This window comes from Limnobacter parvus (assembly GCF_024623725.1).
Lineage (GTDB): Bacteria > Pseudomonadota > Gammaproteobacteria > Burkholderiales > Burkholderiaceae_B > Limnobacter > Limnobacter parvus.
The window spans coordinates 93,775-107,467 of the sequence record NZ_JANKHG010000016.1 but is presented as its reverse complement, the minus strand read 5'-3'; the positions used below and the strand labels follow the sequence as shown (position 1 = coordinate 107,467).

General features: G+C 54.5%; 16 protein-coding genes. 8 read left to right on the top strand and 8 right to left on the bottom strand.

Features of this window, described 5'->3' with window-relative positions; translation table 11 throughout:
• Positions 1-3: 3 nt before the first annotated feature.
• The 6 genes from aroE to mpl are packed head-to-tail and all read right to left on the bottom strand — an operon-like array spanning position 4 to position 6,332.
• Positions 4-888 (bottom strand): shikimate dehydrogenase, encoded by an 885-nt coding sequence (gene aroE / locus NSP04_RS05870; RefSeq protein WP_257511411.1) that lies wholly within the window; start codon positions 886-888, stop codon positions 4-6.
• A 27-nt stretch (positions 889-915) separates the two neighbouring features.
• Complete coding sequence (locus NSP04_RS05865) at positions 916-1,749, bottom strand: energy transducer TonB (RefSeq protein ID WP_257511410.1); 834 nt, start codon at positions 1,747-1,749, stop codon at positions 916-918.
• Entirely contained in the window at positions 1,746-3,740 is a 1,995-nt protein-coding gene (locus NSP04_RS05860) for a ribonuclease catalytic domain-containing protein (RefSeq protein ID WP_257511409.1), read from the bottom strand. The genes NSP04_RS05865 and NSP04_RS05860 overlap by 4 nt, the downstream gene beginning before the upstream one ends.
• 8 nt (positions 3,741-3,748) lie before the next feature.
• Positions 3,749-4,297 carry a chorismate--pyruvate lyase family protein gene (locus NSP04_RS05855; RefSeq protein ID WP_257511408.1) on the bottom strand — a complete coding sequence of 183 codons (549 nt, stop codon included), beginning with the start codon at positions 4,295-4,297 and terminating at the stop codon, positions 3,749-3,751.
• The gene (locus tag NSP04_RS05850) at positions 4,294-4,938 is read right to left on the bottom strand and encodes a YqiA/YcfP family alpha/beta fold hydrolase (protein ID WP_257511407.1); all 645 of its coding nucleotides are present in this window, start codon (positions 4,936-4,938) and stop codon (positions 4,294-4,296) included. Before NSP04_RS05850 ends, NSP04_RS05855 begins: the two co-directional genes overlap by 4 nt.
• The gene (gene mpl, locus NSP04_RS05845) at positions 4,935-6,332 is read right to left on the bottom strand and encodes a UDP-N-acetylmuramate:L-alanyl-gamma-D-glutamyl-meso-diaminopimelate ligase (protein WP_257511406.1); all 1,398 of its coding nucleotides are present in this window, start codon (positions 6,330-6,332) and stop codon (positions 4,935-4,937) included. The genes NSP04_RS05850 and mpl overlap by 4 nt, the downstream gene beginning before the upstream one ends.
• A gap of 62 nt (positions 6,333-6,394) precedes the next feature.
• Here mpl and NSP04_RS05840 point away from each other — a divergent pair, with 62 nt between their 5' ends.
• From NSP04_RS05840 to NSP04_RS05805, 8 genes are all read left to right on the top strand, one after another.
• On the top strand, positions 6,395-7,006 hold the full coding sequence (locus tag NSP04_RS05840; protein WP_257511405.1) for a hypothetical protein: 612 nt from the start codon (positions 6,395-6,397) through the stop codon (positions 7,004-7,006).
• The gene (locus NSP04_RS05835; RefSeq protein WP_257511404.1) at positions 7,003-7,500 is read left to right on the top strand and encodes a TlpA family protein disulfide reductase; all 498 of its coding nucleotides are present in this window, start codon (positions 7,003-7,005) and stop codon (positions 7,498-7,500) included. The genes NSP04_RS05840 and NSP04_RS05835 overlap by 4 nt, the downstream gene beginning before the upstream one ends.
• A 180-nt stretch (positions 7,501-7,680) precedes the next feature.
• Positions 7,681-8,142 carry an acetyl-CoA carboxylase biotin carboxyl carrier protein gene (gene accB, locus NSP04_RS05830; protein WP_257511403.1) on the top strand — a complete coding sequence of 154 codons (462 nt, stop codon included), beginning with the start codon at positions 7,681-7,683 and terminating at the stop codon, positions 8,140-8,142.
• A 16-nt stretch (positions 8,143-8,158) separates the two neighbouring features.
• Positions 8,159-9,508, top strand: a complete 1,350-nt coding sequence (gene accC, locus NSP04_RS05825; RefSeq protein ID WP_257511402.1) for an acetyl-CoA carboxylase biotin carboxylase subunit — start codon at positions 8,159-8,161, stop codon at positions 9,506-9,508.
• On the top strand, positions 9,509-10,423 hold the full coding sequence (prmA, locus tag NSP04_RS05820) for a 50S ribosomal protein L11 methyltransferase (protein WP_257511401.1): 915 nt from the start codon (positions 9,509-9,511) through the stop codon (positions 10,421-10,423).
• 5 nt (positions 10,424-10,428) lie between these two features.
• The gene (locus NSP04_RS05815) at positions 10,429-11,229 is read left to right on the top strand and encodes a zinc-ribbon and DUF3426 domain-containing protein (RefSeq protein ID WP_257511400.1); all 801 of its coding nucleotides are present in this window, start codon (positions 10,429-10,431) and stop codon (positions 11,227-11,229) included.
• A 51-nt stretch (positions 11,230-11,280) separates the two neighbouring features.
• Positions 11,281-12,237 carry a carbohydrate kinase family protein gene (locus NSP04_RS05810; RefSeq protein WP_257511399.1) on the top strand — a complete coding sequence of 319 codons (957 nt, stop codon included), beginning with the start codon at positions 11,281-11,283 and terminating at the stop codon, positions 12,235-12,237.
• Positions 12,238-12,255: 18 nt separating this feature from the next.
• Positions 12,256-12,735 carry an outer membrane lipoprotein gene (locus NSP04_RS05805; protein WP_257511398.1) on the top strand — a complete coding sequence of 160 codons (480 nt, stop codon included), beginning with the start codon at positions 12,256-12,258 and terminating at the stop codon, positions 12,733-12,735.
• Between the two features lie 79 nt (positions 12,736-12,814).
• Here the strand turns inward: NSP04_RS05805 and NSP04_RS05800 are convergent, their stop codons facing one another.
• Entirely contained in the window at positions 12,815-13,384 is a 570-nt protein-coding gene (locus tag NSP04_RS05800) for a YggT family protein (protein WP_257511397.1), read from the bottom strand.
• 18 nt (positions 13,385-13,402) lie between these two features.
• On the bottom strand, positions 13,403-13,687 hold the full coding sequence (locus NSP04_RS05795; protein ID WP_257511396.1) for a hypothetical protein: 285 nt from the start codon (positions 13,685-13,687) through the stop codon (positions 13,403-13,405).
• Positions 13,688-13,693 lie beyond the last annotated feature (6 nt).

Below are 13,693 nucleotides of genomic sequence, written 5' to 3'. Positions count from 1 at the left end.
CGTTCATTGTTGTTTTGTTTTGTTCAGCAACATTTGCCGCACTTTGCTCAAGGTTACCAGCGCATTGGGCGATTGGCCGGTCCACACTTCAAAAGCCAGCTGGGCTTGAAACACCAACATGCCCAAGCCGTCGCTACAGGGCAACTCGGGATTGTGAATCGACTGCATAAAAGGCGTAGGTTCAGCGGCGTACATCATGTCGTAAACCAGCACGGCGCGTTCATACCAGTCGGGGTGCAGTGCAGGCACATCGCCTTTCAAACTGCTTGACGAAGCATTCACGATAACAACCGGCGCGCCCGGAATTTCGAAATGCGAAGGCGGTGTATCCAGCGCCCCACCTGCTGCAGGCAGGTCGATGGCTTCAGCCCGTTCCGCCAGTTCGCGGGCCTTGCCCACCGTGCGGTTCAAAACAGTTAAATGTTGAATGCTCGAATCTTGAAATGCGGCCACACAGCCACTGGCTGCGCCACCTGCGCCAATCATCAATACCTGGCATTGGTCCATGCGCAAGCCCAGGGTTTTTAACTGCCGAGCCAGGTCGCGGCATAAGCCACCGCCATCGGTGTTGTCGGCCAGCACGGTGCCGTCGGCATTGAATTTCAGGGTGTTGGCCGCTTGAGCAAATTGCGCAGCAGGGCTGCACTCAGTGGCCAGAGCAAAAGCTTCCAACTTGAAAGGCACGGTTACATTCGCACCTTTCACGCCTGCAGCTTTCAAGGCCGCCACAGTTTGTGTAAAGCCATTCAACGGGGCCAGCACACGCTGGTATTGCAAGGGCAAACCCAGTTGTGCCGCAAAGTCGGTGTGGATGGCAGGCGACATACTATGTGCAATCGGATTGCCGATCACCACATAACGGTCTTGATCACAACTGGGAAGGGTCAACGGGTTTCTCCATGAGTTTTCATGTAGTTAGTATTCCGTGCTAATCGTGTCACGGCTGAACACCCAAGTGCGGGTAATGGCCAATACATCAGCCTTGGCGCGCATTTCGGAAGGGAATGCCGGAAAGGGAGTGGACATGCGTAAAATTCGAAGCGCTGCACGGTCCAGCACTGCCGAGCCTGAAGAACGATCTACTTCAATGTCTTCCAGAGTGCCATCGGCGCGAATGTAAGCAGTCAAGCGAAGCTTGCCGTAAATTCGGCCCTTGAGTTCATCGGGGTAATTGGCGTTGCCCACTTGCTCTACTTTGGCGCGCCAGGCTTCTTCGTAAATGGCAAATGCGTAAGGCGAGGTGCGGGGCGAAAAAAAATGCTTTCTGGGCCGCTCGTTGTAGCTTTTGATGTTGTCTGCAATTTGTGCCTGAAGGCGTTTAATTTCAAGCGCACGCTGGGTTTTCGGGTCGTTGCCGGGTCGTGTGTCCAGCACCTCATTCTGCGGGGTGGTGCGCAACTCTGCACCGGCCAAACTGCGCTGCAAAGCTTCAAGTTCTTTCAGCCTTTCCTGGCTGGCAATCAGCTCACGCTGATTCACTTTGTCTTCAGCCTGACCTGGCAAGGTGGTGGCCCTGCCTTTGTCGGCTTGGCCACCGCCATCAAGCGCTACTTGCGCAAGCACCTTGGCATCGTTCGGAGTTTTCTGCGACTGCGCGTTCACCAAAATTACTTCCAGCGGGCGACTAAATGCGGTGTCTGCCTGCGGCTTGGAAAAATGCACCAGCAGCAAAAGCGCATGAAGAAACACTGACAACACCAGTGCCTTCTTCAAATTCAATTCGCCAATGGGTGCACGCAGTGTGGTCACGCTTGGGGGTCTCCCTCAACCTTCACGCCCTCTGCTTCAACCGCAGCCACTGGCGTTTCTGGAAGCTCTACTTCTTCCTCTTCTTCATCATCCAGCAAGCGCGTTGCAGTGCCCTTTTTCAAGGCCAGCAATTTGCATGACACAGTCAACGTTAGTTCATCCACCTGGTCCAGTTCCACTTCCACTGCAACACCGCGGCCTGGCGAGGTAACACCCACCAAGCGCACAAACAAAGGAATATCGTCGAGCCGAACCAGTTCGTCTTTCACCACCACGCCATCGAATTGCTTGCGGCCTTTTTGCTGAATCCAGCGCAGGCACCAGTAGCGTTCCATGCTTTGCTGAAATTCTGCATAGGCTTTGTAAGTGATATCAAAACTGTTCACGGCTGAAAGCAGTTCCGCATCGGTGGCGGTGTACACGGGCGGCTCCTGGCGCAGCAATGAAATTAATTGCTGCTGGTTCACCAAATCTACATAGCGGCGTAAGGGCGATGTGCTCCATGCGTACTGCGGCACGCCCAAGCCAATGTGCGGGCCCGCATGGGTCGACATTCTTACGCGGCCCATGGGCGGTTGCACGCGGTAAATGCCGGTGACCTTGCATTCATCCAGCATGCCGCCCCATTCGCGGTTCACGTAGATCATCCATTCGGCCACCAAGAGGTCAAGCGGTGCATCGCGGCGGCGGGGTTGAATTTCAACCGTACCACTTTCATCTACATAAAAATTGAAATCAATGCGGGTGTGTTTCTCGGGCTGGCCACGCACAACTTCACGTTCCATGCGCAGCACGCATGAACTTTTCCACAACATTTTCAGCGCGGGGAAAAACTCGCCCACCACATCCAATTCATTCAGTTCAGGGTCTTCCAGCACTTCTTTAGAAAGTGCTGCATCCAGGTGGTTGTGGCGCAGGTTGGCGGCCATGGGCACTTGTTCAATGGTGCTGTAGGGTTCACTTAACAGCTCGCCAGTTTCCGTGCTGACTTCCACATAAATACTGACCGACGGCACGGTGCGGCCTTCAGCCAATGTAGACAATTCCACCACCTGGTCAGGCAACATGGTAATTTTGTCTCCGGGTGCATACACGGTTGAAAGGCGTTCGCGGGCCACACGGTCGTAAGGGCTGCCACGCGGAATCAACAGCGCGGGTGCAGCAATGTGCACACCAATTTTTGCGCGGTTTTTATCCAGCCAAACCACACTGAATGCGTCGTCAATTTCTGTGGTTGAAATATCGTCAATTGAAAAAGCGCGCACATTGGCCACAGGCAGTTCGGCCAAATCGGCGGGCACCGGCGGTGCGGGCAAATCAATTTCAGTGCCCTTCGGGAAGTGAATCGCAGAAAAACGCGCACGCATCATTTCATGCACCGAAGCAAAGGCACCACATTCAATCAGCAACACATCGGGCGAACGGCCCGCTTCCGTGCAGGCCAGCATCAGCGCTTTGTACTCGGCACTGTTTTTATCAGGCCGCACCAGCAAAGTGGCAGCTTGCTTGGCGAAGCCCTCGGGCAGTTCACGGCGCACCAGCGCATCGGCCCAAGCCTGCTGTTGCTCAGCAGCCAAACGTTTCTTTTCCAAACCAGCCAGGGCCGCCTGTAAAATTTCTGGCGGGGCTGCGCGGTACATGCCCTTGCCCTTGCGGTGGAACTGAACCGGGGCTGCGTGCAATGCAGCCAAAGTTGCGGCCTGCTGCACCACACTTGGCTTTTCACCAAAGTACTCCTTGGCCATCACAGTGAAATCGAATTCACCTTCGGGCGCACATTCCCACAAAAACTCGATGTCTACTTCCTTGGCCAAGGCTTCTACCTGCGTGTGGAATTCTGCACATTCCAGCGCATCGAATTTCAGCATCACACTGTTGGCTTTCACCTTGGTGCGTTTGCCATGCAAGGTTTCTACCTGAAAGGCATTGCCTTGCTCTTGAAGCACGCGGCCTACTTTGAAGGCTCCGGCCTCTTCGTAATACAAATTCATCAACTGTCCTAAATAAGGTGTTCAAGTTGGGGCAGGAACACTTCCATGACCCACAACGGTGTTCGGTTGGGTTTGCGCGAAAACTGCGCACAGCGGGCGTACCACACGCGGCCTTGGCCCATCTTGTTCATTTCAGCGCGCAAAGCCGGGTTCAACAACTGCTGTACCCAAGCTTGGCGCAACGGCAAACGCGCGAAGTACAATTCACCGCGTTTTACCTGCGGGTCGGAAAAAAGCACCGTGCCCAGCGAGCGTGTGCCCAGGCCCCGCCAAAAATGCCAATCGTTCACAGGGCCATGCATTTTCACCAAGGTTTGTGCCAGCACCACCGGGGCCCCGTTCACATGCAAACGCACCAAACGCTGGCGCATCATCTGCTTTCTTTGGGCCGCATCTAGCAGCACCCGCGCCTTGCCCTGCACCACAGGCTCTACTTTAAACCCCTTGTTCAAACCCACCAAACGCTGGGTTAGCGAACCCTGGGAGGTAGCCCAATCGCGTGCCCACGTTGGCCACCCGGGTGGGCAGTGCCTGGTCCAGGCCACAACACCGGTCATTGCAAACCCACCGCCAGTTTTACAAAGGGCAGAATGTCGTCGAAATCGCTCAAGGCATGGTCTGAGCCCAGCAAATGCAGTTGGTGTGCGCCGGGGTAACGCGCCAGCATGGTGTCACAGTTCAGCACTTCATCGTCGCGGGCAGCCACCAAAAAATATCGTGCTGGGTCGGTAAGGCTGGTTTGCTCCATGGCCTTTAAATCGCCCAGGTAAGCGGGCACAAATTCAATTTCTTCGTCGGAAAAATACACTTTCTTTTTGCCGATTTGGTCTTGCAAATCGTCGTAAGGCCGAATTGCCGGGTTCAGCAACACCACGCTGGCCTGCGTGTGCAATTCGCCTAGTACCGTGGCGTAATAGCCGCCCAGTGAACTGCCAAAAAAGGTCAGCGTTGTGTCGGGCTGGCTTTGCAGGCGTGAGTCGACCTGTTGCTCGATCAAGGCCAGCGCTTGCGCGGGCGATGCAGGCAGATCCGGCACCCACAAATGGCTGCTAAGGCCAGCCCGCGCAAAGGTATCGATCATTTTTTGCGCTTTCACCGATTTGGATGAAGATCGAAACCCGTGCAGATACACCACCAAATCGGCCACGTCGCGGGTGCGTCCAAAGCCGCCGGGGCTGCTTAAATTAAAAGGGGTCAAACCCGCACCCCTGCCGCCTGGGCCAAGGCACCAATCAGCTTTTCATGAATACCGCCGAACGAGCCATTGCTCATGGCCAAAATCCAGTCGCCGGGCCGGGCCTGCGCCACCACATGGTCAATAATTTCATCCAGGTGGTTGCTGGTGAACAAGCGTTCGCCCAGGCTGCCCAGGGTGTCGAGCACATCCCATTGAATACCGGCGGTGTAGCACGCCACCGCATGGGCTTCTTTGAACGATGCGGGCAAGGCTTGCGCCAAAGTGCCCATTTTCATGGTGTTTGAACGGGGCTCGAACAGGGCAATCAATCGCCCACTTTCCTCGCCCTTGCTCGCCGCAATTTCCGCCATGCGGGCCCTGGCGCCTTCCAGTGTGGTGGCAATGGCTGTGGGGTGGTGGGCAAAATCGTCGTACACCTTCACACCGCCCGCTTCACCGCGCAATTCCATGCGGCGCTTCACACCGGGGAATTCGCTTAAGTAACTGCAAGCATCGGCCACATTCACACCCACCGCATGGGCCGCAGCCACCACCGCCAGCGCATTGTTTACATTGTGCAAGCCAGACCAACCCCACTCCACCGTACCTTTCACTTCGCCGTTGTTCAGCACCTCAAACTTCGAGGCGCCCAGTACACGCGCCTGCCAGGGTGCGGCCTCACCACTGGCTGAAAAACGCTCCACAGGTGTCCAGCAACCTCGTTTCAGCACGCGTTCCAGCGATTCTGTATTGGCAGGGCAAACCACACGCCCCTCAGAAGGCACAGTACGCACCAAGTGGTGAAACTGGGTTTCAATGGCTGCCAAGTCGGGGAATATATCGGCATGGTCAAATTCAAGGTTGTTCAACACCGCCACGGTGGGCCGATAGTGCACAAACTTCGAACGCTTGTCGAAAAACGCTGTGTCGTATTCATCGGCTTCAATTACAAAGCAATCGCCCTGCCCCAGCGTGGCCGACACACCAAAACCACTGGGCACACCACCAATGACAAAACCGGGATTTAAACCAGCTTGCTGCAACACCCAGGCCAACATTGAACTGGTGCTGGTTTTGCCATGCGTGCCTGCCACGGCCAACACCTTGCGACCGCGCAGAATATGCTCGCCCACCCACTGAGGGCCGCTGGTGTAGGCCAAACCCTGATTCAAAATGGCTTCCATCAAAGGGTTACCGCGTGAAACCACATTGCCAACTACCCACAAATCGGGCTTTATAGCCAGTTGTTCCACCCCAAAGCCTTCAGTGAGCTCAATGCCCGCCTGGGTTAGCTGGGTGCTCATGGGCGGGTAAACATTGGTATCGCAACCGGTTACTTTGTGGCCCAGGGCCTTGGCCAACTGGGCAACGCCGCCCATAAAGGTGCCACAAATTCCCAGAATATGGATGTGCATTCTTTCTTCCTTTCAGAACAAGCCCATATTGTAGTGCCTGTGAATTTGGATACACTGCCGGTATGGAAGAATTCTTCGCCCCGCAAGACGAACTTCGCATTGAAATTGCGATGACAGCCGCCCGATTGATCGCCGAGGAAGGTTTGGACTATGCCACCGCGCGCAACCAGGCCGTGAAAGCCAAGGTGGGCAAACAGCGAATTCCACGGGAACGCCTGCCCTCGGATCAAGACATTCAAGATGAAGTACGCGCCTACCAAGCCCTGTTTCAAGCCGACAGCCAACCCGGCGAATTGAACGAATTGCGCGAAGTGGCACTCCTATTCATGCAAGGCATGCAGCAGTTTGAGCCCATTGTGTATGGCGCGGCGGTGAATGGCACTGGTAGCGCCCATTCTGATGTGCACATCATTGCATTTGCAGACGATGAAAAAGAGGTGGACTTCTGGCTGTTGAACCAGAACATCAACTTCGAAGCCTGTGAAGACGCCTTGCTGGCTGGCAAATCATTCCCCGCTGTGGCTTTTCGCTGGAAACAGCGCTGGTTTCAGCTGGGCGTGGCCAACCATGTACAACGCCGTGGCTTGCTGAACAGGCAAGCGCCCGACGGAACCCCTTTTCAAACCGACACAGCGGGCCTGGCCCGATTGATAAGCCAAATAGAAGCACCATGAAAAACAAACTAATCCCGATTGTGACCGCGATTTTGGCTTTGGCCATTGGCCTGTATTTTGGCTTGAAGCCGCAAGGCGAGCCCGCCTACCCATTAAACGGCTATACATTTGACACGCCACAGGGCGGTTCACTGGACCTTGGCGCTTTGAAAGGTCGGGTTGTGGTGCTGAACTTCTGGGCCACTTGGTGCCCACCCTGCGTGGAAGAAATGCCCGAGCTTGACGAGCTATACCCGCAACTGTTGACGCAAAATGTGGAGCTTATTGGCATTGCAATTGATTCACCCAGCAACGTCGAGCAATTTCTTCAAAAAACCCCTGTAAATTATCCCATCGTGCTGGCAGGCATGACTGGTACTGAATTGGGCAAGGTGCTGGGCAACCAACAGGGTGGATTACCATTTACGGTCATTTTGGACGAAAATGGTAATCAAATACTCGCAGAAGCCGGCAGGATACAGATGAGTACTATCACTAACGCACTGCAGCGGTAAAATCGGGTATGCTCTCGCAACACTTTGGCTGGGCGAATCATGAAGCAAGGTTCGACAAAGCCCATCAAGGTAGAAAATAATTGATTTTCAGTGCACACTAAGCGAAGTTAGGCTCAATTAGCCTGTCGCTTGGTTGTGTATTGCCATATAAAACCAACCATCCCTAGATGGAGCAAGTGAATGGACCTCAGAAAGCTAAAAACATTGATCGACCTGGTCGCTGAATCTGACATTTCCGAACTGGAAGTGACTGAAGGCGAAGGCAAGGTACGCATCGTTAAAAGCCAACCCCAATACACCATGGCCATGCCACAGCAGATGATGCAACAGGCACCTGCCATGGCTGCGCCCACTGCGGCGGCTGTAGCTGCGGCCGCGATTGAAACACCTAGCGCCCCAGTAGACGCAGGCCACAAAGTAGAATCGCCCATGGTCGGTACGTTTTACCGCGCCCCAAGCCCAGGTGCATCCAACTTTGTTGAAATTGGCAGCACGGTAAAAGAAGGCCAAACCATTTGCATTATTGAAGCCATGAAGCTGCTCAATGAAATTGAGTGCGACAAATCTGGCGTGGTAAAGGCAATTCTGGTTGAAAACGGTCAACCCGTGGAGTTTGGTCAAGCTCTGTTCATCATTGAATAGAACAGGAGCAACCACCATGTTTGGAAAAATTCTGATCGCCAATCGCGGCGAAATAGCCTTGCGCATTCTTCGCGCCTGCAAAGAAATGGGCATAAAAACCGTGGTGGTGTATTCCACCGCCGACGTGGATGCCAAGTATGTGAAGCTGGCCGACGAATCGGTTTGCATTGGCCCGCCCAGCTCCAAAGAGAGTTACCTGAACATCCCCGCTATTATTAGCGCGGCAGAGGTAACGGACTCCGAAGCCATCCACCCTGGTTACGGTTTTCTGTCTGAAAACGCCAGCTTCGCAGACCGTGTTGAAAAAAGCGGATTTGTATTCATCGGCCCCCGCTCAGAATCCATTCTGTTAATGGGCGACAAAGTTTCTGCCAAGCGCGCCATGATTGCCGCAGGAGTACCTTGCGTGCCCGGTTCTGAAGGCGAGCTGCCCGACGACCCTCGCGAAATCGTGAAGATTGCACGCCAGGTTGGCTACCCGGTTATCATTAAAGCCGCTGGCGGCGGCGGTGGCCGTGGCATGCGCGTGGTGCACACTGAAGCGGCACTTCTGAATGCGGTCACAATGACCAAAAACGAAGCGGGTTCTGCATTCAACAACCCAGCGGTTTACATGGAAAAATTCCTTGAAAACCCGCGCCACATTGAAATTCAGATTCTCGCAGACGAGCACAAAAACGCCGTTTGGCTGGGCGAGCGCGATTGTTCCATGCAGCGCCGCCACCAAAAAGTAATTGAAGAAGCGCCAGCACCCAACATTCCCCGCCGTCTGATTGAACGCATTGGCGAACGCTGCGCGGAAGCTTGCCGAAAAATTGCATACCGTGGCGCAGGCACCTTCGAGTTCCTGTACGAGAACGGCGAGTTCTATTTCATTGAAATGAACACCCGCGTGCAGGTTGAACACCCGGTGACCGAAATGATCACCGGCGTGGACATTGTTCAAGAGCAAATTCGCATTGCGGCTGGCCAAAAGCTGCGCTTTCGCCAACGCGACATTGAGTTCCGTGGCCACGCCATGGAATGTCGAATCAATGCCGAAGATCCGTTCAAGTTTGTGCCTTCACCCGGCCCAATCAAGAATTGGCATGCACCGGGCGGCCCTGGCGTGCGTGTGGATTCCCATGTGTACAGTGGCTACAACGTACCGCCGCACTACGATTCAATGATCGCGAAAGTAATTACCTACGGCGAAGACCGGAAGCAGGCCATGGCCCGCATGCGCCAAGCCCTGGCTGAATTGGTTGTGGATGGCATTAAAACCAACACGGCCCTGCATCGTGAACTAATGGAAGATGCCCGCTTTGTAGAAGGCGGCACCAGTATTCACTACCTTGAGCACAAACTTGAAGCGCGGTTTAAATAAATGACCCAACAGGCCGCACCGCTGATTCAAGCCAAGCTAACCCTGCCCTTTGAGCAAGCGGATGAAGTTTCCGACATGCTTATGGAACTGGGTGCCTTGGCGGTCAGCCTTGAAGACGCCAATGCTGATAGCGAAGACGAACAGCCCCTGTTCGGCGAACCCGGCATGGAGCCAGAATCAGCGGCGTGGCACCTGAACCATGTGGTAGCCCTGTTTCGCAACAAGGCCGAAGGTCAACAAATTTTCGCGGAAATTCCAGCCGAGTTGCTAGGCGATGTGAAAATTGACTACACCGAAGTGCCTCAAGAGGACTGGGTACGAATCACCCAGGCTCAATTCGAACCCATTCCGATTTCAGCCCGCTTGTGGATTGTGCCCTCTTGGCATGAACCCCAACACATCGATGATCGAATCAATTTGGTGCTCGACCCTGGCTTGGCTTTTGGCACTGGCTCGCACCCCACCACTGCCCTGTGTTTGCGCTGGCTTAGTGAATTTCCGCTGAAAGGCCAAAGCGTGCTGGACTACGGCTGTGGTTCTGGCATTTTGGGTATTGCTGCGCTCAAGCTGGGCGCTTCAGAAGCCATTGGCGTGGACATTGACCCCCAAGCCGTGGACAGCACAGCCTACAACGCCAGCAACAACGGGGTTGAAATGCCTTGTGGCCTGCCCGATTTCCCGCTGGCCAAGCGCCAGTTCCCCGTGGTGGTGGCCAATATCTTGTCCAACCCCTTGAAAGTGCTGGCGCCCTCGCTGTGCAATCATGTGGAAGCAGGTGGGCAATTGGTGCTGTCGGGCGTTTTGGCTCGCCAGGCTGAAGAGGTAATTGAGCATTACCGCCAGTGGATCAATATGGCGGTTTGGGCAGAACGCGATGGCTGGGTCTGTTTGCACGGCCAGAAAGCTGTCGACTAAAAGCAATGAGCCTCGCTACCCGTTGCCCCAACTGCGAAACTCTGTTCAAGGTTACTTCGGGCCAGCTTCAGTTGCACGAAGGGAAGGTACGATGCGGACAATGCCAAACCGTATTTTCAGGCATTGAACATTTAACCTCTGCAGACACCGAAGCCTGGCAAAAACTCGATTTAAGCCCCAGCCAGAGTAACAGCGCTTACACCAGCGACCACAATTTAACCGGCGGCGATGGCACTGGTTCAGAAGACTTGTTCGCCAGTAAAGCGCCCGCCAAATCCCTGTTTAATTTTGACCAAGGCAGCCCGATTATCAAGGCGGCGTGTGTTGGGGTTTTGGTTTTACTGGGCCTGCAAACCCTGTGGTGGCAGCGCACCACACTTTTGCTGGAAAGCCCGGCATTGGCCAGCGCCATCAACAATGCCGGCCCAAGCATACAACACATGTTCTCAAGCCCGGCCACACAGGCATTGGCTGTAGAGGGCAGCGGCCTGCAAGCGCTTGACGAACACAATATGCGCGTAGACCTAACCCTTCGCAACCAGCAACCACTGCCAAGCAATTGGCCTTATCTGAAAGTCGACTTGCTCGACCCGCAGGGATTGGTGCTGGCCAGCAAATCAATTGCGCCAAGCGACTACCAAGTGCGCAATGAAGGCGCCGCCGGCGAAGCATCGCTGATTCCCGGGCAAAAAACAGTGGAAGTACTGGCATACTTGAATCTGAGCGAGTTGAATGAGCAACTGCCAGAAAGTGCAGCCACTGGCTTTCGATTGTCGATATACGACCACGGCCCGCAAGTGGACTAAGGCGAACTAAAACAAGCCGACCCTTTTTACAAATATATTGGACAGCATCACATGAATACCCCAACAAACACCAAGCGCGTTTTAATTTGCGGCTCAATCGCGTTCGACACCATCATGGTGTTTGAAGGCCGTTTCAAAGACCAAATTTTGCCCGACCAGGTTCACATTCTGAATGTGGCTTTTCTGGTGCCCAGCCTGCGGAAAGACTGGGGCGGCTGCGCAGGTAACATTGCCTACAGCTTGAACATGTTGGGCGGCAAACCCGTGCCCATGGCCACAATTGGCCACGATGCGGGCGGCTACTTTCAACGCCTTCAAACTTTGGGGATTGAAACCACCTGTATTAAACAGATCGGCGACGAATTCACTGCCCAAGCCTTCATTACCACCGACTTGGACGACAACCAGATTACCGCATTTCACCCCGGTGCCATGAGCCATTCGCATTTGAATAAAATCAGCGATGCGGGCGCGCTGGCCTTGGGTATCATCGCCCCCGATGGCCGCGACGGCATGATGCAACACGCCGAGCAATTTGCAGAAGCGGGCATTCCGTTTGTATTCGACCCGGGCCAAGGCTTGCCCATGTTCGGCAAACCCGAACTGGACCGATTTCTTGAACTTGCGACCTACGCAGCGGTCAATGACTATGAAGCGAAGATGTTGTGCGACCGCACCGGGCTAACGCTTGAACAAATTGCAGACAAGCTGGAAGCACTGGTGGTAACGCGCGGTGCGGAGGGCAGCTGGGTGTACGCACAGGGTCAACGACACGATATACCATGCGTTAAAGCAGAACGGATTGCCGACCCAACTGGCTGCGGCGATGCGTACCGCGGTGGCTTGCTTTACGGCCTTACAGAAGGCCTTGGCATAGTGAACGCGGCAAAACTGGCAAGTTTAATGGGCTCCTTGAAAATTGCAGTCAAAGGCCCACAAACTTACCAACACAGCCGGGAAGACATTGCATCCAGATTTGAAGCCGCTTTCGGCCACAAACCCTGGTAACTTGAAAGGATATAAATCATGGCCAAATCAGTTCAATTCAGTTTTAGAAGCACCGGCGCAGTGGCCTTGATTGCACTCTCTGCGCTTGCAGCAGGCTGTGCCACGCAAAGCAGTTCCGGGCAGGTGTACCGCGAAGGTGAAACCCGCAGGGCGCAAATTGTGGAACAAGGCGTTGTTGAAAGTGTGCGCAATGTAACCATTCAGGGCGACACAAACAATGTGGGCACAGCAGCAGGCGGCATTGTTGGCGGTATCGCTGGTAGCAATGTGGGCGGTGGCAGTGGCCGGGCAGTTGGCGCGGTATTGGGCGCTGTTGCAGGCGGCTTGGCAGGGCAGGCAGTTGAACGCAATGCGTCCACCCGTGCAGGCCTTGAAATAACCGTGCGCATGGACAACGGCACCCTGCGTGCCTATGTGCAAGACGCTGACGACCAGTTCCGCCCCGGTGACCGGGTACGAATTGTTAGCAGTGGCGGTACTTCACGGGTTACCCGCTAACTTCAAATACAACAACTGAAAACAACAAGAGCACCTGTTCAAGGTGCTCTTTTTTATACACAAGCGAACACTGATTCGCTTAGAAGCCGGGCATCAAGCTTTGCAGTACCATCATGATGATTTGCAAAATCAGCAGGAATGCCAAAGGCGACAAGTCGACATTCCCAATGGTCGGCAACACTCGGCGCAAGGGCTCCAGGAATGGGCGAGAAAGCTCGTTCAAAATTGAAGCGATGGGCGAAAACGGATTCACCCAACTTAAAATAACCTGAATCAGCACAATGCCCATCAGCAGATAGGCCACGTTGCGCAGCACCCAGAAAATCGCGATTGGAATGGTCAGGGTAATGAGCGAACCCACGCCCGGCCCACCCGTAGACAAGCCAACGGTAATCAGCACCAGCACAATGTGCAGCACGAACGACACCACAAATGCTGCAAAAATTGACGCCCAATCAATGCCGCCATAGCCGGGTACGCCCTTGCGCAGCGGCTTCACCAACCAGTCTGTCATGGAAAAAATGAAAGGCGACAAGGGGTTGCTTGGGTGAATACGCACCCATTGCATGAGTGCGCGCAACAACAGGCAGAAAGTCAGCAGGCTGGCAGCTGTTTCCAGCAGTAAGCGTAAAATATCGATTAGCAGCATAGTATTGAATGTACTTTATTAAGGGCGTGAGCCTGTTGGGAAAGGCCAGGTGGTGGTGGCACCCTTCAACTTTCTGGGCTTGGCTGCCCCGGAACGGCGACGGCGTGCAGGCTTGCTGGGTGTCAGCAAGGCCAGGGGCGTTACTTCAGATGGGGAAAGTGCTGTTTTCGATGGTTTGCGTGTGGACACCACTGGGCGTGCCTTTTGCTCAGGCTCGGCAACAACTGGTTTGTTCGCGGTTTTCAATGGGGATTTGCTCACGGGTTTGCTGGTTTCCTCGCTTGCTCGCTTGGTTGCAGGCATTCAGAA

Bases quoted from the DNA above. Each gene is read 5' to 3' on its own strand.
- NSP04_RS05800 (WP_257511397.1), bottom strand. From the start codon at position 13,384: ATGCTGCTAATCGATATTTTACGCTTACTGCTGGAAACAGCTGCCAGC.
- NSP04_RS05855 (WP_257511408.1), bottom strand. From the start codon at position 4,297: ATGACCGGTGTTGTGGCCTGGACCAGGCACTGCCCACCCGGGTGGCCA.
- mpl (WP_257511406.1), bottom strand. From the start codon at position 6,332: ATGCACATCCATATTCTGGGAATTTGTGGCACCTTTATGGGCGGCGTT.
- NSP04_RS05810 (WP_257511399.1), top strand. From the start codon at position 11,281: ATGAATACCCCAACAAACACCAAGCGCGTTTTAATTTGCGGCTCAATC.
- NSP04_RS05815 (WP_257511400.1), top strand. From the start codon at position 10,429: ATGAGCCTCGCTACCCGTTGCCCCAACTGCGAAACTCTGTTCAAGGTT.
- NSP04_RS05840 (WP_257511405.1), top strand. From the start codon at position 6,395: ATGGAAGAATTCTTCGCCCCGCAAGACGAACTTCGCATTGAAATTGCG.
- accC (WP_257511402.1), top strand. From the start codon at position 8,159: ATGTTTGGAAAAATTCTGATCGCCAATCGCGGCGAAATAGCCTTGCGC.
- accB (WP_257511403.1), top strand. From the start codon at position 7,681: ATGGACCTCAGAAAGCTAAAAACATTGATCGACCTGGTCGCTGAATCT.
- NSP04_RS05795 (WP_257511396.1), bottom strand. From the start codon at position 13,687: ATGCCTGCAACCAAGCGAGCAAGCGAGGAAACCAGCAAACCCGTGAGC.
- NSP04_RS05835 (WP_257511404.1), top strand. From the start codon at position 7,003: ATGAAAAACAAACTAATCCCGATTGTGACCGCGATTTTGGCTTTGGCC.
- prmA (WP_257511401.1), top strand. From the start codon at position 9,509: ATGACCCAACAGGCCGCACCGCTGATTCAAGCCAAGCTAACCCTGCCC.
- NSP04_RS05860 (WP_257511409.1), bottom strand. From the start codon at position 3,740: ATGAATTTGTATTACGAAGAGGCCGGAGCCTTCAAAGTAGGCCGCGTG.
- NSP04_RS05805 (WP_257511398.1), top strand. From the start codon at position 12,256: ATGGCCAAATCAGTTCAATTCAGTTTTAGAAGCACCGGCGCAGTGGCC.